Genomic DNA, 22,316 nt, shown 5'->3' with positions numbered 1-22,316 from the left:
ACAAGGCCTCCTCCTTCATTAAAAGTAAATAGCTAGTACTAATTTAGCATTTTTTACAAAAGTTTTCCACAGAAAGAAAAGAAAAAAATTTTTTATAACAATTATCCACATTATCCAGAAGAAAAAAAAAGAAGAAAAACACAGGGAGGAAAAAAAGATATCCACAAGAGTAATCAACAGGTGGATAAGTGGTGTAAAACTAGAGATTTACCCAGTGGGTTGTGGATAAAAAAAGTAATAATGACAGTACTTACAGAAATCAATGCACAGGAAATTATGGAATTGTGGATTACTTATTTTCAGCTGTTTATTCTGTGTAAAAACTAAGGGTAAATTACTGTGGAAAACTTCTGTGTATAACTTTATCCACATTGAAAACACAGCGCGAAAAATACCGTTGTGGATAAAATGAGAGAAGTATTTTCGAATAAAAGCTTTTTTTTATATTGACAAATCACCTAAGTACTCGTTATACTATCAAAGTATGTCTGTGTTTAATTCATGTACATGTAGATAAGAATTTCTGGAGGTGGAACAAGATGAAAAGAACATACCAACCAAATAAACGTAAACGTCAAAAAGTTCACGGATTCCGTAAACGTATGAGTACTAAAAATGGACGTCGTGTTTTAGCTAGCCGTCGTCGTAAAGGAAGAAAAGTTCTTTCAGCTTAGACCACTGGGGTTACAGTGGTTTTTTTTATGCCCTTTTTTAGAGGAAAAGGTGAAAGACTTATAGGAAATATGGTATGATTGGGAGCGTAAGTGAGAGATAGAAAAGGAAAGAAAACGAATGAAAAAAGCGTATCGAGTGAAAAAAGAACGAGAGTTCCAAGCGGTGTTTCAAACCGGCGCTTCCTTTGCTAACCGTAAGTTTGTCGTGTACCGTTTAGAAAAGAAGGAACAACCGCATTTTCGTGTTGGCTTATCTGTAGGTAAGAAAGTCGGAAACGCTGTATGTCGCAATGAAGTAAAACGAAAGATCCGTGCAGCGATCTATTCATTGAAAGAAGAGATTGAGCCGGAATTAGATTTTATTGTGATTGCTAGACCAAGCATTAAAGGATTGACTTACGATGAGATTCGCTCCAACTTAGTCCACGTCTTAAAGCTTGCAAAAATAATCGACAGAGAGGAAAAGAGTAAGTGAAGAAATACAAACGTTTACTTTTGATGGCCGGGCTTGTCGGTCTGATCATCGTCTTATCCGGTTGTGGAACTGGAGAAGTCAGCGCACAAAGTACAGGAATTTGGGATCGCTACATTGTTTATTATTTTGCAGAAGCGATTAAAGCATTGTCATTTGGAAATGTTGGGATCGGGATCATTTTATTCACGATCATCATTCGCGTAATTTTATTACCATTAATGCATTTCCAAACAAAAAGTATGCGTAAGACCCAAGAACTTCAACCAAAACTAAAAGCGATCCAACAAGAATATAGTTCAAAAGATCCTGAAACACAAAGTAAGTTAAGAGAAGCACAACAACGGTTATATGCTGAAAATGGTGTAAACCCATATGCAGGTTGTTTACCTTTATTAGTACAAATGCCAATCTTAATGGCTTTATGGCAATCAATTTCTCGTGTTCCTGCGTTGAGTCAAGGTCACTTCTTGTGGTTGAACTTAGGGAACGCTGACCCAACCTTTATTTTACCAGTGTTGGCTGCCATCTTTACATTTGCAAGTACGTATTTATCAAGCATGAGCCAAGTGGAATCGAATGCTTCATTGAAAGTCATGAATTTTGCGATGCCAGTGATGATCTTAGTTATGGGGGTCAATTTAGCCAGTGGACTTTCACTATACTGGGTAGTATCAAATGCTTTCCAAGTGTTCCAAACACTATTGATCAACAATCCATTTAAAATCAAACGTGAGCGTGAAGAAGAAGCACAACGCATCCGTGAAAAAGAACGTGCTTTGCGTAAGGCACAAAGTCCTAAGAAAAAACGTAAAAAATAAGGGAGGGAATGCAAATGCCGATTTATGAAGCTGCAACCGTAGATGAAGCTGTTGAAATTGGATTGAATGAGTTAGGACTAGCAAAAGAGCAAGTCGCTATTGAGATACTTGATGAAGGAAAAAAAGGATTTCTCGGAATGGGAAAAAGAAATGCCAAACTTTCAATCGAACCGAATATCAGCGAAGTTGTCTCTGAAACGATCGAAGAAACCGTAGAAGAAGTGTTGGAAGAAACATCTGTTCAAACAGAAGATACGGGTGAAATCGAACCTGAGGACTTGATTGAAGAAAAAAGTGAATTAGGTGACGAAGCAGCTTTATCGGAATTAGCAACCTATCTCACTGAGATCTCCCAGCAACTAAATGCACCAGCTGTAGTAAAAATGACACGAGAAGCGAATTTGATCGTCTTCCATTTAGAAACGGATAAACAAGGTCTGTTGATCGGCAAACATGGAAAAACGTTAAATGCTTTGCAATATTTGGCGCAAGTGTTCATTCATCGAGTAGCCGGTAATAAACTCTCTGTCGTGGTAAACGTGGGCAACTATCGTGAAAAACGACAAGAGATCATCCAACGTTTAGCTGAACGCACCGCAGAAAAAGTCTTGCGTACGGGACATCCTGTATTTTTAGAACCGATGCCTGCGTTTGAACGCAAACAAATCCACGCGGCGTTAAGTAAACATGAGGGGGTACAAACCCACTCAGAAGGTGATGAACCATATCGTTACTTAGTTGTCGAACCAGCCAAATAGCGATTACGAAGAGAAGAATCAAAATCTTGCGATCAGATTGACAAACTTTTCCAAACAAAGTATATTTTATTAGAAATCATTCTTATCGGAGTATACGATGGTAGTCTTTACTTTGGTAGAAAAAACGTGCAGAGCGAAAGCTCTGCACGTTTTTTTGTGATCAGCCAATCGTTGTCTGGACAAATTGGATCACGGTACCGTAAGCAAAAAGTTCGATGATCTGTTTGCCATCTCGGGGTTTTTGTTGATATTCAAAGTGACAATTGATGACTGCATTTGCGCCATAATCTAACACTTTCTTTTTTAATTTTTGTTTTGTTGTCAAGAACATGTCATCACTATTGAATGTAGGGTCGAATAAGTCTCCTTCAATACATTCTGCGACAAATACGATATCTCTGACGATATATTTTTGATTGATATTCCCTGTCGATAACACCACTTCATTGATTCGTGGATCATCTACTCCGTCTACTGCACTAGGCTTAAATTGGGCCATAATTTTTGCTCCTTTCGGTAAAGAAAAAGTATGTAGATACCGTTACCATTTAAGTGTAACGTTTTTTGGAACAAAGATAAAGATATAAGAGTAGATTTACTTCTATAGAGAGTGATCTAATGATAGTTTCAATCAAAAGAATCCTGTGCAGAAAAAGTTTAAGATTGATTAGTGACTCTCATAAAAATAAACAAAAAAGCTTGATTACTAGAATTAGATATGATAGTCTATGACCAGAATTTAAACAGAACAAGCAGTCAAAGTGCGAAGTTCACCATTTATTGCAAAGGGTGAAGTGGGCACTTTTTTTGTGCGTAAAATGAAAAAGGAAGTGAAAAAATGGCTGAAATAACCTTAGAATTTGATACGATTGCAGCAATCTCTACGCCACCCGGAGAAGGGGCGATAAGTATTGTGCGTTTAAGCGGTGATCAAGCGCTGACCATTGCCAATAAAGTCTATCAAAGTGGCAATAAACAGTTGTTGGATGTTCCTAGTCATACGATTCATTATGGGCATATCGTCGATCCCAAAAGTGAACAATTAGTCGATGAAGTCATGGTATCCGTCATGCGCGCACCACGAACATTTACCCGAGAAGATGTTGTAGAAATCAATTGTCATGGGGGCATCGTTGTCGTCAATCAAATTTTACAGCTTCTATTAAGAGAAGGCGCACGTTTAGCAGAGCCAGGAGAATTTACAAAGCGTGCCTTTTTAAATGGACGAGTTGATTTATCCCAAGCTGAAGCAGTCATGGACCTGATCCGTGCCAAAACAGACAAGGCGATGGGTGTCGCGTTGAACCAATTAGATGGGAATCTGTCTGCATTGATCCGTTCCCTTCGACAAGAAATTTTAGAGACATTAGCACAAGTCGAAGTGAATATCGATTACCCTGAATATGATGATGTCGAAGAATTGACGACAAAACTTCTATTAGAAAAAGCGCAGATGATCCAACAACGTATCGAAGTTCTTTTAGCAACATCACAACAAGGCAAGGTCTTACGAGAAGGATTAAGTACGGCCATCATCGGTCGTCCAAACGTTGGCAAGTCAAGCTTACTGAACCATTTATTACGAGAAGAAAAAGCCATCGTGACAGATATTGCGGGAACGACAAGAGATGTGATTGAAGAATACGTCAATGTTCGTGGCGTACCGTTGAAACTGATCGACACAGCAGGTATTCGGGAGACAGAAGATATCGTGGAACAAATCGGTGTTGCTCGTAGTCGTAAAGCTTTGGCAGAATCTGAATTGATCTTACTTGTCTTGAATCAAAGCGAGCCGTTGACAATTGAAGATGAACAGTTGTTGGAAGCAACAAAAGGATTGAAGCGGATCATTCTATTGAATAAAACTGATTTACCGAAACAATTAGAGGAAGACAAGCTTTTATCATTGATCGAGGATGAACCAGTATTCGCTGTTTCGGTTGCCAATAATGAAGGGTTAGACCGATTAGAAATGGCCATCTCTGAGTTGTTCTTTGGCGGGCAAACTGGCGAAAGAGATGCAACTTATGTATCCAATACCCGTCATATTGCCTTGCTCGAAAAAGCGGCCATCTCTTTACAAGAAGTGATCGCAGGAATCGATGCGGGCATGCCTGTTGACCTCGTTCAAATGGATATGACTCGCTGTTGGGATTACCTTGGTGAAGTCGTAGGAGATAGTGTCCAAGATGAATTGATCACACAATTGTTTAGTCAATTTTGTCTTGGAAAATAAAGGAGGAACAGTTCTTGAATCATTATCAAGCAGAAGAATATGATGTGATCGTTGTCGGCGCAGGACATGCTGGTTCAGAAGCCGCTTTGGCTGCTGCACGTATGGGATCAAAAACGTTACTATTAACGATCAATTTAGATATGGTGGCATTTATGCCATGTAACCCTTCCGTCGGCGGTCCAGCCAAAGGCGTTGTCGTTCGCGAGATTGATGCACTAGGCGGCGAAATGGGTAAAAATATTGATAAGACATACATTCAAATGAGAATGTTGAACACTGGGAAAGGACCTGCTGTCCGAGCATTACGAGCACAAGCAGACAAGCATGCCTATGCCAATGAAATGAAACATACAATTGAAAAAGAAGACAATTTGACGTTAAGACAAGGAATCGTCGAAGAATTGATCGTTGAAGATGGGGTTTGTCGTGGTGTAGTCACTTCAACCGGTGCAAGCTATCGTTCAAAAGCAGTCGTTATCACTGCGGGTACCGCATTACGTGGTGAGATTATTATCGGTGAATTAAAATATTCGTCTGGTCCGAATAACTCACAACCATCAATTGGTTTAGCCAATCATTTAAAAGAATTAGGTTTTGCCATTGATCGTTTTAAAACCGGAACGCCTCCACGTGTGAAATCAAGTACGATCGATTACTCTGTCACAGAAGAACAACCGGGGGACAAGGAGCCAAATCATTTTAGCTTTGCCACGCCGGACAGTGCCTATAACTTAGAACAAGAACCTTGTTGGTTGACTTATACAGGTGAAACGACCCATCAAATCATTCGTGACAATCTACACCGCGCACCAATGTTTACAGGAATCGTTGAAGGCGTCGGCGCACGTTACTGTCCTTCAATTGAAGACAAAATCGTCCGTTTTGCAGACAAACCACGTCATCAACTCTTTTTAGAACCAGAAGGATTGAATACAGAAGAAGTGTATGTTCAAGGGCTTTCAACTTCACTTCCAGAAGACGTCCAAGTGGATATGTTGCATTCGATTGCTGGATTAGAAAAAGCAGAGATGATGCGTACGGGCTATGCCATTGAGTACGATGTGGTCGAACCACACCAGTTGCGTCCAACATTAGAAACGAAAGTCGTAGAAAATCTTTATACGGCCGGTCAAACCAATGGGACAAGTGGATATGAAGAAGCAGCGGGACAAGGGCTGATTGCAGGAATCAATGCAGCATTGAAAGTTCAAGGAAAAGAGCCATTAGTCATCAAACGTAGTGACGGCTATATCGGTGTCATGATCGATGATTTAGTCACGAAAGGAACGAATGAACCTTATCGCTTACTGACGTCCCGAGCAGAATATCGTTTACTTCTTCGTCATGATAATGCTGATCTGCGCCTAACAGAAATGGGTCACCAGATCGGTTTAGTAAAAGAAGATCAATATGCTGCTTACTTGAAAAAGAAAGCAGCAGTTGAACAAGAAATCAAACGTTTGATGAACGTTCGTATCAAACCGACAGCAGAAGTCCAAGCCTTTTTAGCAGAATTAAATGCTGCACCATTAAAAGATGGTGTACTAGCAAGTGATTTCTTGCGCCGTCCAGAAATCAGTTATGCCGATCTGTTACGATTTATTCCAGAAAATCCAGAATTAACACGTAAAGAAATCGAGCAAGTTGAAATTCAACTAAAATACGAAGGATACATCAAAAAAGCATTAGAAAAAGTAGAAAAACTAAAACGGATGGAAGCCAAACGCATCCCAGAAAACATTGACTACGCTGCGATCAACGGATTAGCAACGGAAGCAAAACAAAAGCTTCAAAAAATCCGTCCAGAAACCATCGCACAAGCAAGCCGCATCAGCGGTGTCAATCCAGCGGACCTAAGCATCTTGATGGTCTATATTGAACAAGGGAAGATTGCGAAAGTGGAAACATCTGCTTAAATAAAGCACTAAACAAAGAAAGAGCTGACGAATGATTGATTCGTCGGCTCTTTTTTTATTAGAAAGAACATAGAGTAAATTACTTATGTAAAAAAGAAGAAACCTGGATATTCCATTGACTGATCAGCCATCTATGTATACATGCGCCTAAAAGAAACCCACAAGTATTTACAACAACATCGCCCAAATCAAAGATCCCTAGGTAAAAGAAATATTGAATCCATTCAACTCCTAAGACAGATAAAATGACCAAGCAACTACTCTTCCAACTCAATGGTAAAATCCAGCCTAGCGGAAGAAACATCAAAAAATTAAACAGCACAATCATTGGATCACCGGAAATCAAATCCTTCACCCACGAAAAAAGCTGAAGTTCCATTCCTCGTATCCCAATGTTTTTCAAGAAAAGTAAATAAATGAGAAAAGAGAGATAGAGAAAAGAAAAAAAGATTAGCCATTCCCGATAGATTTTTCTAGTAAAAACACACTGTAAAGTGACATAAAGGGACAGTGCAATAATTATCACTAAGAAGAAAGGAACCCAAAAATCGACAGGGCCAGATGGTGGGAAAAGTGTAATAGAATAATAGTAGAGATAACGCATGAAAAACCATCGAGAAAAAAGTAAGCAAGATAGTAGCATTAAAAATCTTAAAAATAACAATTTTATTTTTGCTTCGATCTAAAAAACCTCCTTATTTTTGTTATAATCAATTGAGATGAGCTTTATAGACGAACATACGTCACAATAATTATCTTTCTCTCTATAAGTATACATAAAATAACTAAATGTTAAAATAAGATCGCAGAATAAAATGAAGTATACGTATCTTATTGTGAAGCATCGACAAAAATAGTAGCTAACTGAAAGGAGGATATATGAAGAAACGATATTGGCTAGGTGTGTTAGTAATAATTATCTTAGGAGGAATCGGAGGAAAAATGTATATGCATAAGAGACAAGAAGATCGCCAAGAATTGCTGGAAATACAGAAAGATCTGGCAAATTATGTGTATAACAATTATCGGCTCTATATAAACAATCGAGAAAAAGAAGAAGAAATCTTCAGGAAATATGACCATGGACAAGGAGAAATGACAACAGAAGAATATTTGAAAGCATTGTTGGAGGTCAGAGAATATGCGGAGATAACTAAAATTGAATTTACTGGATATTCAGTGAGTCCGATGAATTTTTTGACCATTTATTTCACTGTAAATGGAGTATATGAGGAGGAAGTAAGTTTAAGTACTATTTCCGCAGAAACAAATAAACCTATATACATGATTTCTGATAGCACTGGAACTGGTCCTTATTATATTACAAAAAGAAAAGAAAAAATTAATTCGATTATGGCAGATGAACAAATTATCTATTACGAAGGAGGGATAGATTGATGGATCAAAATAGGTGGCTATCTGATTCTGTGTATAAAGTTGAAGATGGATTGATAAAAGTAAATCATCTAGTAAAAGAAATCCCTTATATAGTCATAAAAACAGTAGATACAAATAAAGACAAAATCGGTAATGAATCTAAGCCAAAGAAAAATAGTATGCAAGCAATGGTAGTTGCTAAAATAAAAGAGGAATATCTTGGGTACAATGAAGAGCAATTAAAAAAAGTCCCTGGCTTCCCCGACTCCGTCATCACCAAAAACCTGACGATTGCCTATGCTGGCACGACTTCGCTCAAAGATTGGCACACAAACCTTGAGGAAATTGGTCGAAGTAATAAACATCCAGATGGCGCATTTTTCTCCGCTTTAAACTATGCCCGTGAAATTGAAAAGCAGTATCCCAAATCAGCTGGCTATACGATCTCAACGACTGGGCACTCGTTAGGTGGAGCTAAAGCACTTTTTGTCGCAGGGCTCAATGGTTATGACAGTGTGACGTACGGCGCGGCAGGACCAGGGCTTGCACAAGCATTATTTGATAATCATCCCGGTACCCTGATCAATATCTACGACACTTCGGATGTCGTCACGAGTGGGCTTTTCACTGGTGGGAAAGGGATGCTTCCAATCAATAGTTTTGGAATCGATAATTCGGGCTGGGAAACATTTGGCCATTCGCTGGATCAATTCAGAACGGATGAAGAGGGAAATTATATCGATAAGCATGGCCAGATCATCGTATACGTTGATGGCAATGGGGGGATATTTTTAGCCCCAACTTTGTGGCAACAAACACTTTTTGAAAACGAAGCAACGATCAAACTACTAGCAGTCAGTGGCGAACATACGCTAGATGAAATCAAGCGTTTGAAAGAAGAAAATGAGTGGCTCAAGGTTCAAATCAAAGAATTCTTGACCTTAAAAGAGTTACAGCAGAAGCTGACTGCAAGTGGTGGCGGACTTTCTCGGTCAGAAAAAATTTATTTAGAGGATAGCCAAGCATTGGCTGTCGTACGGACCGCAGCAAGTAAATTTGATGAGGCGATGGGCAATGTTCGCGTGATTTACCAAAACGGGATCACGGAGTTGGAAGAGTTATGGAATGACTGGTTGAGAAGAATACGCAATTATACGCCGCATTTAACTTATAACGAGGTAATTGAAACATTAGCCGAAGTGGATTGTACAAAATGGGAGATTGTCGATGAACCAACACAGGAATTTAGAGATAAGATTCGCCAAATTGATCAGATGTCAGAACAGTTTCAAACACTCGCCGATGAAATTACCCAAAAGATTAATGAAATGGTGGCTCAGGACAAAGAATTAGCGAATCAATTGTTCTAACACTTGCTACAAAAGTGAACGATCGATAAAGGCCCTATTGAGAAGTGACTGTTGTCTAACTAAATAATAGAAAATAAAGGAGTGTGAGCAACGGGCAGAACACTCTTTTTGTGTTGTCCGAGGGCTGATTATTTTTTTATTTTAGAAGTAGAATTTACCTACTTCCGAATTTGGCATAACCTCCTTTAAATTTATATATAGAAAGATTGCAACTCAGCTCATTTTGCGTTAAAGTAGGAAGAGATTCTGTGAAACAATTAGCTGTTTCACAATGAAAGGACAAATTATGACACCAGAAGAATTTCGCCAAGTCTTGGCAGAAAAAGACATTCATTTATCAGATAAGCAAATGGCGCAGTTTGACCGTTATTTTCATTTATTAGTCGAGTGGAATGAAAAAATGAATTTGACGGCGATCACTGATCGAGAAGAGGTTTACTTAAAACACTTTTATGATTCATTGACATTGGCATTTGATGTTGATTTTTCAACTGGCCTGACTTTATGTGACGTCGGCTCAGGAGCTGGGTTCCCAAGTATTCCTTTAAAAATTGCTTTTCCTGAGTTACAAATAACGATTGTTGATTCCTTGAATAAGCGAATCACTTTTTTAACTGAGTTAACGAATCAATTAGAAATCGATGCATCTCTTTATCATGATCGTGCAGAAACATTTGGGCAAAATCCGCAATTCCGTGCATCATTTGATTTTGTGACTGCTCGTGCAGTGGCACGTTTGAATGTATTGACGGAACTGTGTTTACCATTAGTGAAACAAGAGGGCTATTTCTATGCACTGAAAGCTGCGAAAAGCGAAGAAGAATTGGCAGAAGCGAAACCAGCGATTGCGCAATTAGGTGGTAAATTTATCGGAGAGCAAGCAATTGAACTACCTAAAATCTCGGACAAACGCCACATTCTGATTATACAGAAGAAGAAACCAACACCGAAGAAGTATCCAAGAAAACCTGGGTTGCCGAATAAGCAACCAATCAAGTAGGAGGAGAAGAGATGGCACAAATTATATCCGTTGCAAATCAAAAAGGCGGCGTTGGTAAAACAACGACAACTGTAAATCTAGGTGCTTGTTTAGCCAGTTTAGGTAAACAAGTGTTGCTAGTAGATATGGATGCACAAGGAAATGCCACTAGCGGAGTAGGCATTCGTAAACCTGATGTGACACAAGATATTTATGATGTATTAGTCAATGAGTTACCAATTGCTGAAGCGACAATTGCTACTGAACATGAAAACTTGAGTATTGTGCCTGCCACTCTTCAATTAGCGGGAGCGGAAATTGAATTGACCTCAATGATGGCAAGAGAATCACGTTTAAAAAGTTCACTGGCTGAAGTCAACGATCAGTATGACTACATTTTAATTGATTGTCCGCCATCTTTAGGTCATCTAACCATCAACTCATTTACTGCAAGTGATTCGATTTTGATCCCTGTGCAGTGTGAATACTATGCGTTAGAAGGGTTAAGTCAACTGCTGAATACTGTTCGCTTGGTACAAAAACACTTCAACCCTGAATTGGAAATCGAAGGCGTGTTATTGACGATGTATGACGCTCGAACGAATCTAGGGAATGAAGTGGTGGAAGAAGTACGGAAGTATTTCCGTGAAAAAGTGTATGACACAGTGATTCCTCGAAACATTCGTTTGTCAGAGGCACCAAGTCATGGAAAACCTATCATTGATTATGATCCGCGTTCCAGAGGCGCTGAAGTGTATCAAGCATTAGCAAAGGAAGTGGTCGATCGTGAAGAAAAGTAAAGGACTAGGTCGGGGAATCGACGCGCTGTTTCAAGATTTGGAAAATTTAGAAACAGTCAACGTGAAAGATGAAACTGTTATTCAGTTGCCACTAAACGAATTGCGTCCTAATCCGTATCAACCACGTAAAACATTTGAAGAAGTATCATTGCAAGAATTAGCGAACTCGATCGAGTACTCCGGCGTCTTTCAACCGATCATTGTTCGTCGTTCGTCGGTGAAAGGTTATGAGATCATCGCAGGTGAACGTCGTTTCCGGGCGTCTAAGTTAGCTGGCAAAGAAACGATTCCTGCAATTGTCAGAGATTTCGACGAAGAAGCGATGATGCAAGTTGCAGTTTTAGAAAACTTACAACGTGAAGACTTGAATCCTTTAGAAGAAGCAGAAGCTTACGAGATGTTGATGAAGAACTTAAAGTTGACACAAGCTGAAGTCGCAAGTCGTTTAGGGAAAAGTCGTCCTTATATCGCAAACTATTTGCGTTTATTGACATTGCCTGATTTAGTGAAAGAAATGGTCCAAGATCAACGATTATCTATGGGACAAGCTCGTACGTTACTTGGATTAAAAAATAAACAATTGATATTAAAATTAGCCAATCGTGTCGTCACAGAAAATCTAACGGTTCGACAATTAGAGCAGATTGTTTCCGAGCTGAATCAAAATGATGGGCAAGAAAAGAAAAAAATCCCACGTTTAGCAAAGGAAAAACCGTATTATATCCGTGAGAGTGAAGATCGCTTGATGGATAAATTTGGAACAAGTGTCGCCATCCAAGAAAAGAATGGGAAAGGTAAAATCGAAATCGAATATCTTTCACAAAATGATTTAACTAGAATTCTTGATATTCTAAATATTCAATTTGATGAAGAATAAACAGAGGGAGGCTATGTTATGTACGACTTACATGATATCGTAGAAATGAAAAAACCTCATGCTTGTCAAACGAACCGTTGGGAGATCATCCGAATGGGCGCTGATATCAAAATCAAATGTATGAATTGCGGTCATATCGTGATGATGACCCGTCGAGAATTTGAGAAAAAAATGAAAAAAGTACTTGAAAAAAATGTAGAGAAAGAGTGAATGAATTTATGGCATTAACTGCTGGAATTGTGGGTTTACCCAACGTAGGAAAATCAACTTTGTTCAATGCAATTACAAAGGCGGGAGCAGAGGCTGCCAACTATCCTTTTGCGACTATTGATCCAAATATTGGAATGGTTGAAGTACCTGATTGGCGTTTACAACGTTTAACAGAATTAGTAAAACCAAAGAAAACTGTACCAACAACCTTTGAATTTACAGATATTGCTGGAATCGTTAAGGGGGCAAGTAAAGGTGAAGGATTAGGAAACCAATTTTTAAGTCATATTCGACAAGTAGATGCAATCTGTCATGTCGTTCGTTGTTTTGACGATGACAACATCACACACGTAGAAGGACGTGTCGATCCTTTAGCAGATATCGATACGATCAATCTAGAGCTTGTCTTAGCAGATTTAGAGTCAGTGACGAAGCGCTATACACGTGTGGCAAAAATTGCAAAAACAAAAGATAAAGATGCAGTCGCTGAATTAGCGGTGTTAGAGAAAATCAAACCAGTATTAGAAGATGGACGTTCAGCACGTTCGATCGAATTTACAGAAGAAGAACAAAAAATCGTTAAATCTTTATTCTTGTTAACAACAAAACCGATCTTGTATGTGGCGAATGTGGCAGAAGATGAAGTAGCAAATGCAGATGCGAATGAATATGTTCAAGCAGTCCGCAATTTTGCTGCAGAAGAAAACGCAGAAGTGATTGTCGTTAGCGCCAGAGCAGAAGAAGAAATTGCTGAGCTGGATGACGAAGATAAAGCAGAGTTTCTTGAAGCATTAGGCATTGAAGAGTCAGGGTTGGATCAATTGATTCGTGCGGCGTATGACCTATTAGGATTAGCAACATACTTTACAGCAGGTGAACAAGAAGTTCGTGCGTGGACGTTCAAAAAAGGAATCAAAGCGCCACAAGCTGCAGGAATCATCCATACCGATTTTGAACGTGGCTTTATCCGTGCAGAAACAGTCTCATTTGAAGATTTAGACCAATACGGAACGATGCACGCAGCGAAAGAAGCCGGACGTGTACGATTAGAAGGGAAAGACTATGTCGTTCAAGATGGCGACGTTATGTTATTCCGTTTTAATGTATAAAAAGGCTATCATACGGTGTATGTGATATGTTAAAATGTCTTTTGTGACAACCGTCAGCGTCTAAGGAGGACTGTAAAATAATGGAAGCAGAACAGTTACGCGAAATCGTAAAAGAAAATGCGCAGTTAGAAGAACAACTAACAAAACGTAATCAACAATATATTTTTGACTTAAAGAAGTCGCTAGAAGCAGCGAATTTATCAGAAGAAGAAAAAGTAACGGCTTTGCATGAGATGTTACCCGTTTTAGTATCCGAACAAAAAGGTGGGAAAACAGCCCGCCAATTATTTGGAACGGTATCTGAAAGAACAGAAGCAATCATCAATAAACCGGTTGAAGTGAAAACTTCTTCGACACCAACGTTGATGTGGTTGGACAATACATTACTCTTACTCGGATTATTGAGTGTCATGATCGCAATCACTGGATTGTTTTCACGTGAAACAACGCCTGCTTATGGAATCACCACACTTGTACTAGGTTCAGCTATTGGTGGATGGGTCTTTTACTTGATGTACAAGTATATTTACCAGTATGAGTATCCAGGTGCTGATCGTAGTAAAAAACCTGGAATGGGTAAAACCTTGTTGATTTTGGGTGGAACGACATTGATCTGGGTCATTGCTTTTTCAGCAACAACCTTGTTGCCACCAATCGTTAACCCGTTATTAGATCCAGTAGTGATCATCATCATCGGTGCAGCAGCTCTTGCGTTGCGTTACTATTTAAAGAAAAAATATGGCATCGTTGGCAGTCTTTCTGTTCCAAGAAGATAATTTATTGGACTTAGAAATTATGTGACTTACGAGACGAACAATAAAGAAGAGAATGTGTTAGCATTACGCTGCCCGTTCTCTTTTTTATTGTTTATTTCTATTGATTTGACAGTGACGACCATGATCTCAAAACACTCTTTTATTATTATAAAAAATAATAAAAGAGTGTTATTATCAAATAATAGAGATAATCACTGATGTTATAAAACATGTTGAGCGAGATAGTTAAACGATGAGGGGTGAATGAATATGAAAAAAGTCAAATGGATATTTTCTATCAATGCTGACGGAGTGCCTCTGTTTGGTTATGCCGGAATCAAAACTGGACAATTTATTCTTGGGCATGGAAGAAAGTTTCAAAAAGAAATGCGGTCTGTTTTAGGACCAGAAATCGAGCTGGATTTCATTAGCTATAATACAAGAAACCCAGAGACACTAACTGCTGATTTATTTGTGTATACCGATGTCGATGAAAAGTATCTTGACGAAGAGACGAAGAAAAAAGGCTTAAGCATTCCCTATAAACTATATTATTTGAATGAGATTGAAAAGATCAAAGAATCGATCGAAGCAAATGTTTAAAAAGTGAATCGCATCTTTTCTTTCTTGAAGTGTACTCGTTTCAGTTTAGTAAAAATATTGAGTAAGAAAAAAGAACGTGCAGTGTAAGACGAAAGCGCTAACTAACATTTGATCTTGATCAAACATTAGGAGACGCTTCATTATGCTGGTACGTTCTTTTTTTAGGATTCACTGAGTAGTTCCTTAGAAAAAACAAGGGATTAGTAGAAGTTGTTGACTTACAAAAGAAAATCGATTATTTTAGTAGATAAACTAAACAAGAGGAGTGGTACTAAAAATGTCCAACTGGGAAACAAAGTTCACGAAAAAAGGATTTACTTTTGATGATGTCTTATTGATACCAGCAGAAAGTCACGTGTTACCAAACGAAGTGGATATGAGTGTACAATTAGCAAAAAATATCAAATTGAATATTCCTATCATCAGTGCAAGTATGGATACAGTTACTGACAGCAAAATGGCGATTGCTATGGCAAGACAGGGTGGTCTAGGTGTCATCCATAAAAACATGACAATCAGCGAACAAGCAGACGAAGTACGTAAAGTGAAACGTTCTGAAAGTGGTGTAATCATTGACCCATTCTTCTTGACACCACAACACTTGGTCGCAGATGCTGAAGAATTAATGAGCAGATACCGTATCAGTGGAGTTCCAATCGTCGAAACATTGGAAAACCGCAAATTAGTAGGAATCATTACAAACCGTGATATGCGTTTTGTTACAGACTTCCATATCGAAATCAGCGAAGTCATGACAAAAGAAAACTTAGTAACAGCCCCAGTAGGCACTTCTCTAAAAGATGCAGAAAAAATCTTACAACAACATAAAATCGAAAAACTACCGATCGTTGATGATGCAGGTCGATTAAGTGGTTTGATCACGATCAAAGATATCGAAAAAGTAATCGAGTTTCCAAATGCAGCAAAAGATGAACATGGTCGTTTGTTGGTAGCTGCAGCAGTTGGTGTGACGAGTGACACATTTGAGCGTGCCCAAGCGTTACTTGATGCTGGCGCAGATGCTATCGTCATCGATACAGCTCATGGACATAGTGCGGGCGTGATCCGTAAAATCCAAGAAATTCGTACAACCTTCAAAGATGCAACGTTGATTGCCGGTAATGTGGCAACAGCAGAAGCAACAAAAGCGTTATACGATGTTGGTGTTGACGTGGTGAAAGTAGGTATCGGACCTGGTTCGATTTGTACGACACGTGTGGTAGCTGGTGTGGGTGTTCCCCAATTAACAGCCATTTACGATGCAGCTTCAGTTGCGCGCCAATATGGAAAAACCATTATTGCAGATGGTGGGATCAAATATTCTGGTGATATCGTCAAAGCTTTAGCAGCGGGTGGACATGCGGTTATGTTAGGTAGTATGTTGGCAGGAACCGATGAATCTCCAGGTGAATTTGAAATCTATCAAGGTCGTCGCTTCAAGACATATCGTGGAATGGGTTCATTAGGCGCCATGGAAAAAGGCTCAAAAGACCGTTACTTCCAAGGTGGCACGAATGAAGCCAATAAGTTAGTGCCAGAAGGTATTGAAGGCCGCGTAGCATACAAAGGAAGCGTAGCAGATATTCTCTTCCAAATGATCGGTGGCTTAAAATCTGGAATGGGTTATGTTGGCTCTGCAAACCTAAAACAATTAAGAGATGATGCACAGTTCATTCAAATGAGTGGCAGTGGGCTGAAAGAATCTCATCCACATGATGTACAAATTACGAAAGAAGCACCAAACTATTCTGTAGAATCATAATCAAACTTCTTGATCAAAAAAAAGCAGCTAAGCAATTCGTGCCAACGAATCACTTAGCTGCTTTATTGTTTATTTGATTACTTTTAGGTTCCCCATGTAAGGCACGAGTACTTCTGGAACTGTGACTGAACCATCTTCATTTTGATAGTTTTCAAGGATGGCAGCAACCGTACGGCCAACTGCTAAACCAGAACCATTCAGTGTATGTGCATAATGGATTTTTCCATCTGCATCTCGGTAACGGATCATCGCACGGCGCGCTTGGAAATCTTCACAGTTTGAGCAAGAACTGATTTCACGATACGTATCTTGTGCAGGGATCCATACTTCTAAATCGTACGTTTTCGCTGCTGAAAAGCCCATATCTCCAGTTGATAATGTCATAACACGGTAAGGTAAGTGTAATTTTTTCAAAATGTCCTCTGCGTCAGCGGTCATTTTTTCAAGTTCTTCATATGAATGTTCTGCATCAGCGAATTTCACCATTTCTACTTTATTGAACTGATGAAGACGAATCAATCCACGAGTATCACGACCGGCACTACCTGCTTCTGAACGGAATGCTGGGCTAAGTGCAGTGAAGTAAACAGGTAAATCTTCTTTTGCTAAGATTTCATTGCTGTAGTAGTTTGTTAAAGGAACTTCAGCTGTTGGGATCAAAGTTAAATCTGTATCAGCTAATTGGAAAACATCTTCTTTAAATTTAGGAAATTGACCAGTACCAAACATAGCTTGGCTGTTTACAGCGTAAGGTGTCATCATTTCAGTATAGCCATGTTCATAGACGTGTTGATCTAACATAAAATTATAAAGGGCACGTTCTAAGCGAGCACCTAATCCTTTATAGTAAACAAAGCGGCTTCCTGATACTTTTGCCCCACGTTCAAAATCAAGAATACCTAGATTTTCAGCAATTTCCCAGTGAGGTTTTGGTTCAAAAGCAAATTGACGAGGTTCACTCCAGCGACGAGCTTCCACGTTATCCTCTTCATCTTTACCCACCGGCACAGAATCATGAGGTAAATTAGGGAGAGTTGTAGCGATTTGTTGTAATTTTTCATCAACTTGTGCGACTTCTTCGTCTAGTGCTTTGATTTTCCCACCGACTTCTTTCATTTCAGCGATCTTCGCAGTTGCATCTTCTTTATTACGCTTTAATTGGGCGATTTCAGCAGATACATCATTACGGTATTTCTTCAATTCTTCACTTTCAACCAACAATTTTCTACGAGATTCATCTAACTCCACGAACTCCGCTAAGATTTCTTTTTTAACGCCACGTGACGTTAATTTTTCTTGTACATAATCAACATTTTGACGGATCATTTTAATATCTAACATTACTTTTCCTCCTTTTTTATATAAAAAAAACCAGCTCATCCAAAGAAATATCTTGGGACGAACTGGTTTGAGTTTCGCGGTACCACCCAAGTTCAGTCTGTAGAGACTGCACTTGTAAACAGATAACGGCTGTTGCCGACCATTCTTATTTCGAAAGGCACATTGGGTGAACTGGAACTTCGAAATTATTTTTTACTGATTTGCACCAACCATCAGCTCTCTTGAAAAAAATAAAATGTACTGGGTTCACTGTTTTCTTCTATTTGTATTCTAAGAATAGCGAAAAATTTAGTTTCCGTCAATATGTTCTGTCAGATTGCCGACTAACTTTTCATTTTTTTTAAGCGGGAAATGCATGATAAAAGACGTCCAATCTTGATCTGACTTCGCATAGATATAGCCACCGTGCAATGCTACGATACTTTGTGCAATGGCTAGACCAAGCCCTGTCCCGCCAGTTTCTTGTGAACGGGATTCTTCCACGCGGTAAAATCGATCAAATAGATTGTCAATGGCTTGTTGAGGAATCATGGCACCATTGTTTTTGACAACAACGATGACTTCTGAACCAAGTTGTTCAATTTCAATGATGATTTTAGTAGCTCCTTTGCCATATTTTAGGGCATTGGTTAATAAATTATTGAATACGCGAACCAACTTTTCGGTATCACCATCCATGATCAGTGAATTGATTGGAGATTCAACAAAAATTTGAATATCCTTTTTAGAAGCTTCTAGTTCAAAATCAGCTGCCAATTGTTCAATCAATTGGATCAAATCAAATGCAGAAAAATTCACAGGAACCGCCGGCTGACGTACCTTGGTATACTCGAACAGATCTTCTACCAATGATTTCATTTGTTTCGCTTTGACATAAGCAGTGTGAGTATATTTCAACAAATCTTCTTCTGTTTGATATTGACCATCTTCAATAAGACCTAAATAGCCAATAATTGATGTTAAAGGTGTGCGAATATCATGACTGACGTTTGTAATCAGTTCGTCTTTTGATTTTTCGATTTTACGTTCGTCTTCAATCGCCGCTACCGTACTGTCCACTAAGCCATTGATACTTTTGACTACACGACTAAGATCGCCGCTTAATTCGAAAGGGATACGATGGTCATAATTGCCATTAGCGATATAATGCAATTCACTAATAATGTGTCGCAATTGCATTTGTCGGTAGCGACGAATCAATCGCCAGTATAATACACCAACATCTAATAGAAAGAACACAGGAAAAATGAAGTTTCGACCATTCCAAAACAAATCACTATCTAAACGCTGGGCAAAGATATTTTTAGAATCCCAAATAGCGTTTGTCAAAGAAGGTGAACTACTGATGATCGAACTGATAATGACCAACATCGCTACATTCAATAGAAGCAGAAGGATGATCGTAATGATTCCTTCTGCTAATAATTCACTGATTTCTTTAGATGTCAGATTGATCCGGCGTCGTTTTTCGATCACTTTTTTATCTTGCATCAATTTTATAGCCCACTCCCCAAACGGTTTGAATGACTTTTTCTCCGCCAGTTGCTTCTTCAATTTTATCTCTTAGATGACTAACATGAACCATTACTGTTTTAGCAGAAACGATACTTTCTTGTTTCCAGACACGTTCAAAGATCTCATCTGCACTGAATACATGGTTAGGATGACTTGCAAGGAGATATAGAATACCAAATTCTAAGGCAGTCAGTTGGATTTCTTTTCCATCGATTGTTTTGACTTCATGTGAGTCTTTATTGATGATCAAGGCATTTACTTCTAGGACATCCGGTTGATCTGGTGTCACTTGCATTTTTGTGCGACGTAACAAAGATTTCACACGAGCCATTACTTCAAGAGGATTAAATGGTTTTGTTACGTAATCATCCGCTCCAGCTACTAATCCTTTGATTTTATCCATATCAGTCGTTTTCGCTGTTAACATAATGATCGGGATTTGTGATTCTTTTCTTAATTCTTTTACTACTTGCATGCCATCCATTTCAGGCATCATGATATCTAGAATAAGTAATTCAATATCAGGGATTGTTCGTACTTTTGATAATGCTTCTTTTCCATCATAGGCTTTTACTGCTTCGTAGCCTTCATTGTGTACGTAGATACTAAGTAATTCAACAATTTCCTTGTCGTCATCTGCGATTAATATTTTCATAAATAGATCCTCCATCGATTAATGTGTTTACTCTTAATATTTTAGCAAAAAAAAAGATAAATAGATAAAAGCAGCGCTTTGTTAAGGAAAATTTTAGAAGAAGAGGGGGTAGAAGGAGGGAAATCTAAGATAAAGGAGGAAACTAAAATAGAAAGTGATGTAAATCAAGGAGAAACATCATTTAAACGAAGTAATAAATTGAGAACGCTTACACAACAATAGTAAGAAAAAAAGAAATTTGATCAAACAAATTAAAAGGTGAACATTATCTTAGTGAAACTAGTTTAAACAGGAGAAAAAACACGAAAAAAACGAATGATTTTGTGCTTCCTGTTTTTAATGATCGACTCTCTTAAAAATGTTGATAAATCAGCCTTTTTTTAGTTGACTTTCAAAATTGATGTTGGTATATTATTATTTGTTCGAAAGAACGGAAAACAAACAAATCGATTCTTAAAATTAGTGATTGACATGTTTGTTGACACATGATAAGATAACGAAGTTGCTTTGGAGTGATTCACTGATTGAAGTTAGTTTCGCAAAGAAAAAAACGAAAAAAGTGATTGACAAATAACAAACAACAAGTTATTATAAGTGAGTTGCTAAAACGACCTCGTGAAAAACGAGTTCAAAAAACTTTTAAAAAATAGTTGACAATCATTCGAGAGTTTGCTAAGATATAAAAGTTGCTACGGCAATCACAAATGATAAATTGAGGCAGTTGTGTTTCAATTATCATGTAGACCTTTGAAAACTGAACAAAGTAAGACAAACCAAATGTGTAGGGCGTCTTGATTCAATTCAAGACAACAAACATTTTTAACAAGCAAGCAATATGCTAGCAAACAATTGAGCTTAACAATCGCAAGATTGTTCTAACTTTTATTTATGAGAGTTTGATCCTGGCTCAGGACGAACGCTGGCGGCGTGCCTAATACATGCAAGTCGAACGCTTCTTTCCCCACCGGAGCTTGCTCCACCGGGGAAAGAGGAGTGGCGAACGGGTGAGTAACACGTGGGTAACCTGCCCATCAGAAGGGGATAACACTTGGAAACAGGTGCTAATACCGTATAACAATCGAAACCGCATGGTTTCGTTTTGAAAGGCGCTTTACGGTGCCGCTGATGGATGGACCCGCGGTGCATTAGCTAGTTGGTGAGGTAACGGCTCACCAAGGCCACGATGCATAGCCGACCTGAGAGGGTGATCGGCCACATTGGGACTGAGACACGGCCCAAACTCCTACGGGAGGCAGCAGTAGGGAATCTTCGGCAATGGACGAAAGTCTGACCGAGCAACGCCGCGTGAGTGAAGAAGGTTTTCGGATCGTAAAACTCTGTTGTTAGAGAAGAACAAGGGTGAGAGTAACTGTTCACCCCTTGACGGTATCTAACCAGAAAGCCACGGCTAACTACGTGCCAGCAGCCGCGGTAATACGTAGGTGGCAAGCGTTGTCCGGATTTATTGGGCGTAAAGCGAGCGCAGGCGGTTTCTTAAGTCTGATGTGAAAGCCCCCGGCTCAACCGGGGAGGGTCATTGGAAACTGGGAGACTTGAGTGCAGAAGAGGAGAGTGGAATTCCATGTGTAGCGGTGAAATGCGTAGATATATGGAGGAACACCAGTGGCGAAGGCGGCTCTCTGGTCTGTAACTGACGCTGAGGCTCGAAAGCGTGGGGAGCAAACAGGATTAGATACCCTGGTAGTCCACGCCGTAAACGATGAGTGCTAAGTGTTGGAGGGTTTCCGCCCTTCAGTGCTGCAGCTAACGCATTAAGCACTCCGCCTGGGGAGTACGACCGCAAGGTTGAAACTCAAAGGAATTGACGGGGGCCCGCACAAGCGGTGGAGCATGTGGTTTAATTCGAAGCAACGCGAAGAACCTTACCAGGTCTTGACATCCTTTGACCACTCTAGAGATAGAGCTTCCCCTTCGGGGGCAAAGTGACAGGTGGTGCATGGTTGTCGTCAGCTCGTGTCGTGAGATGTTGGGTTAAGTCCCGCAACGAGCGCAACCCTTATTGTTAGTTGCCATCATTTAGTTGGGCACTCTAGCAAGACTGCCGGTGACAAACCGGAGGAAGGTG

General features: G+C 39.3%; 21 protein-coding genes, 1 rRNA gene and 1 other annotated feature (1 of these 23 running past the window's edge). Of the genes, 17 read left to right on the top strand and 5 right to left on the bottom strand.

Translation table 11 applies throughout. The features are described 5' to 3' along the window. The first annotated feature begins 539 nt into the window (after positions 1-539). The 4 genes from rpmH (at position 540) to jag (ending at position 2,725) form a co-directional block, all read left to right on the top strand. Positions 540-674, top strand: coding sequence for a 50S ribosomal protein L34 (rpmH, locus tag IGJ39_RS13870; protein WP_002293121.1), 135 nt, complete (start codon positions 540-542; stop codon positions 672-674). 118 nt (positions 675-792) lie between these two features. Then, on the top strand, positions 793-1,149 hold the full coding sequence (gene rnpA, locus IGJ39_RS13865; RefSeq protein WP_010734564.1) for a ribonuclease P protein component: 357 nt from the start codon (positions 793-795) through the stop codon (positions 1,147-1,149). Continuing rightward, a complete protein-coding gene (locus IGJ39_RS13860; protein WP_010734565.1) occupies positions 1,146-1,967 on the top strand; it encodes a YidC/Oxa1 family membrane protein insertase in 822 nt (273 codons plus the stop codon). Before rnpA ends, IGJ39_RS13860 begins: the two co-directional genes overlap by 4 nt. Positions 1,968-1,981: 14 nt before the next feature. Then, positions 1,982-2,725 carry an RNA-binding cell elongation regulator Jag/EloR gene (gene jag / locus IGJ39_RS13855; protein WP_019722885.1) on the top strand — a complete coding sequence of 248 codons (744 nt, stop codon included), beginning with the start codon at positions 1,982-1,984 and terminating at the stop codon, positions 2,723-2,725. A gap of 160 nt (positions 2,726-2,885) precedes the next feature. Here jag and IGJ39_RS13850 read toward each other — a convergent pair whose 3' ends face one another. Then, complete coding sequence (locus IGJ39_RS13850; RefSeq protein ID WP_010734567.1) at positions 2,886-3,224, bottom strand: heavy metal-binding domain-containing protein; 339 nt, start codon at positions 3,222-3,224, stop codon at positions 2,886-2,888. 339 nt (positions 3,225-3,563) lie between these two features. Between IGJ39_RS13850 and mnmE the strand changes: the two genes are divergently transcribed. Together mnmE and mnmG are read left to right on the top strand one after the other, a co-directional pair. Beyond that, the gene (gene mnmE / locus IGJ39_RS13845) at positions 3,564-4,961 is read left to right on the top strand and encodes a tRNA uridine-5-carboxymethylaminomethyl(34) synthesis GTPase MnmE (protein ID WP_019722884.1); all 1,398 of its coding nucleotides are present in this window, start codon (positions 3,564-3,566) and stop codon (positions 4,959-4,961) included. A 14-nt stretch (positions 4,962-4,975) separates the two neighbouring features. Further along, positions 4,976-6,877: a tRNA uridine-5-carboxymethylaminomethyl(34) synthesis enzyme MnmG gene (gene mnmG, locus IGJ39_RS13840; protein WP_019722883.1), complete on the top strand. Its 1,902-nt coding sequence runs from the start codon at positions 4,976-4,978 to the stop codon at positions 6,875-6,877. A gap of 79 nt (positions 6,878-6,956) precedes the next feature. On the opposite strand, the gene IGJ39_RS13835 is transcribed toward mnmG, so the two are convergent. After that, positions 6,957-7,481, bottom strand: coding sequence for a VanZ family protein (locus IGJ39_RS13835; RefSeq protein WP_029593983.1), 525 nt, complete (start codon positions 7,479-7,481; stop codon positions 6,957-6,959). Between the two features lie 275 nt (positions 7,482-7,756). On the opposite strand from IGJ39_RS13835, the gene IGJ39_RS13830 reads away from it, so the two are divergent. From IGJ39_RS13830 to guaB, 10 genes are all read left to right on the top strand, one after another. Then, entirely contained in the window at positions 7,757-8,275 is a 519-nt protein-coding gene (locus IGJ39_RS13830; RefSeq protein WP_019722881.1) for a hypothetical protein, read from the top strand. Continuing rightward, the gene (locus IGJ39_RS13825) at positions 8,275-9,624 is read left to right on the top strand and encodes a lipase family protein (protein WP_019722880.1); all 1,350 of its coding nucleotides are present in this window, start codon (positions 8,275-8,277) and stop codon (positions 9,622-9,624) included. The genes IGJ39_RS13830 and IGJ39_RS13825 overlap by 1 nt, the downstream gene beginning before the upstream one ends. 286 nt (positions 9,625-9,910) lie before the next feature. Then, entirely contained in the window at positions 9,911-10,624 is a 714-nt protein-coding gene (gene rsmG, locus IGJ39_RS13820; RefSeq protein ID WP_010734577.1) for a 16S rRNA (guanine(527)-N(7))-methyltransferase RsmG, read from the top strand. 11 nt (positions 10,625-10,635) lie between these two features. Beyond that, positions 10,636-11,403 (top strand): ParA family protein, encoded by a 768-nt coding sequence (locus IGJ39_RS13815; RefSeq protein WP_010734578.1) that lies wholly within the window; start codon positions 10,636-10,638, stop codon positions 11,401-11,403. Beyond that, a complete protein-coding gene (locus IGJ39_RS13810; RefSeq protein ID WP_010734579.1) occupies positions 11,390-12,280 on the top strand; it encodes a ParB/RepB/Spo0J family partition protein in 891 nt (296 codons plus the stop codon). Before IGJ39_RS13815 ends, IGJ39_RS13810 begins: the two co-directional genes overlap by 14 nt. An 18-nt stretch (positions 12,281-12,298) precedes the next feature. Then, positions 12,299-12,490, top strand: a complete 192-nt coding sequence (locus tag IGJ39_RS13805) for a DUF951 domain-containing protein (protein WP_010734580.1) — start codon at positions 12,299-12,301, stop codon at positions 12,488-12,490. 8 nt (positions 12,491-12,498) lie between these two features. Further along, positions 12,499-13,599, top strand: coding sequence for a redox-regulated ATPase YchF (ychF, locus tag IGJ39_RS13800; RefSeq protein WP_010734581.1), 1,101 nt, complete (start codon positions 12,499-12,501; stop codon positions 13,597-13,599). Positions 13,600-13,679: 80 nt separating this feature from the next. Then, positions 13,680-14,375: a DUF1129 domain-containing protein gene (locus IGJ39_RS13795; protein WP_019722878.1), complete on the top strand. Its 696-nt coding sequence runs from the start codon at positions 13,680-13,682 to the stop codon at positions 14,373-14,375. A 249-nt stretch (positions 14,376-14,624) separates the two neighbouring features. Beyond that, positions 14,625-14,957, top strand: coding sequence for a hypothetical protein (locus IGJ39_RS13790; protein ID WP_019722877.1), 333 nt, complete (start codon positions 14,625-14,627; stop codon positions 14,955-14,957). A 277-nt stretch (positions 14,958-15,234) separates the two neighbouring features. Continuing rightward, positions 15,235-16,719 carry an IMP dehydrogenase gene (gene guaB, locus IGJ39_RS13785; protein ID WP_010734584.1) on the top strand — a complete coding sequence of 495 codons (1,485 nt, stop codon included), beginning with the start codon at positions 15,235-15,237 and terminating at the stop codon, positions 16,717-16,719. Between the two features lie 69 nt (positions 16,720-16,788). Here the strand turns inward: guaB and serS are convergent, their stop codons facing one another. The 3 genes from serS to IGJ39_RS13770 all read right to left on the bottom strand — a co-directional run bounded on the left by serS (position 16,789) and on the right by IGJ39_RS13770 (position 20,230). Continuing rightward, on the bottom strand, positions 16,789-18,060 hold the full coding sequence (serS, locus tag IGJ39_RS13780) for a serine--tRNA ligase (protein WP_019722876.1): 1,272 nt from the start codon (positions 18,058-18,060) through the stop codon (positions 16,789-16,791). Positions 18,061-18,110: 50 nt separating this feature from the next. After that, positions 18,111-18,323: a binding site (T-box leader), on the bottom strand. A gap of 25 nt (positions 18,324-18,348) precedes the next feature. After that, positions 18,349-19,554 carry a sensor histidine kinase gene (locus IGJ39_RS13775; protein ID WP_023520586.1) on the bottom strand — a complete coding sequence of 402 codons (1,206 nt, stop codon included), beginning with the start codon at positions 19,552-19,554 and terminating at the stop codon, positions 18,349-18,351. After that, positions 19,541-20,230, bottom strand: a complete 690-nt coding sequence (locus tag IGJ39_RS13770; RefSeq protein WP_010734587.1) for a response regulator transcription factor — start codon at positions 20,228-20,230, stop codon at positions 19,541-19,543. Before IGJ39_RS13770 ends, IGJ39_RS13775 begins: the two co-directional genes overlap by 14 nt. An 884-nt stretch (positions 20,231-21,114) precedes the next feature. On the opposite strand from IGJ39_RS13770, the gene IGJ39_RS13765 reads away from it, so the two are divergent. Further along, positions 21,115-22,316: ribosomal RNA gene (locus tag IGJ39_RS13765) — 16S ribosomal RNA — on the top strand; it runs 359 nt beyond the window's last position.

The organism is Enterococcus sp. AZ140 (assembly GCF_051714405.1).
GTDB classification, from domain to species: Bacteria; Bacillota; Bacilli; order Lactobacillales; family Enterococcaceae; genus Enterococcus_B; species Enterococcus_B pernyi.
The sequence above is the reverse complement of the archived record's forward strand: the minus strand, read 5'-3'. Positions and strand labels throughout refer to the sequence as shown.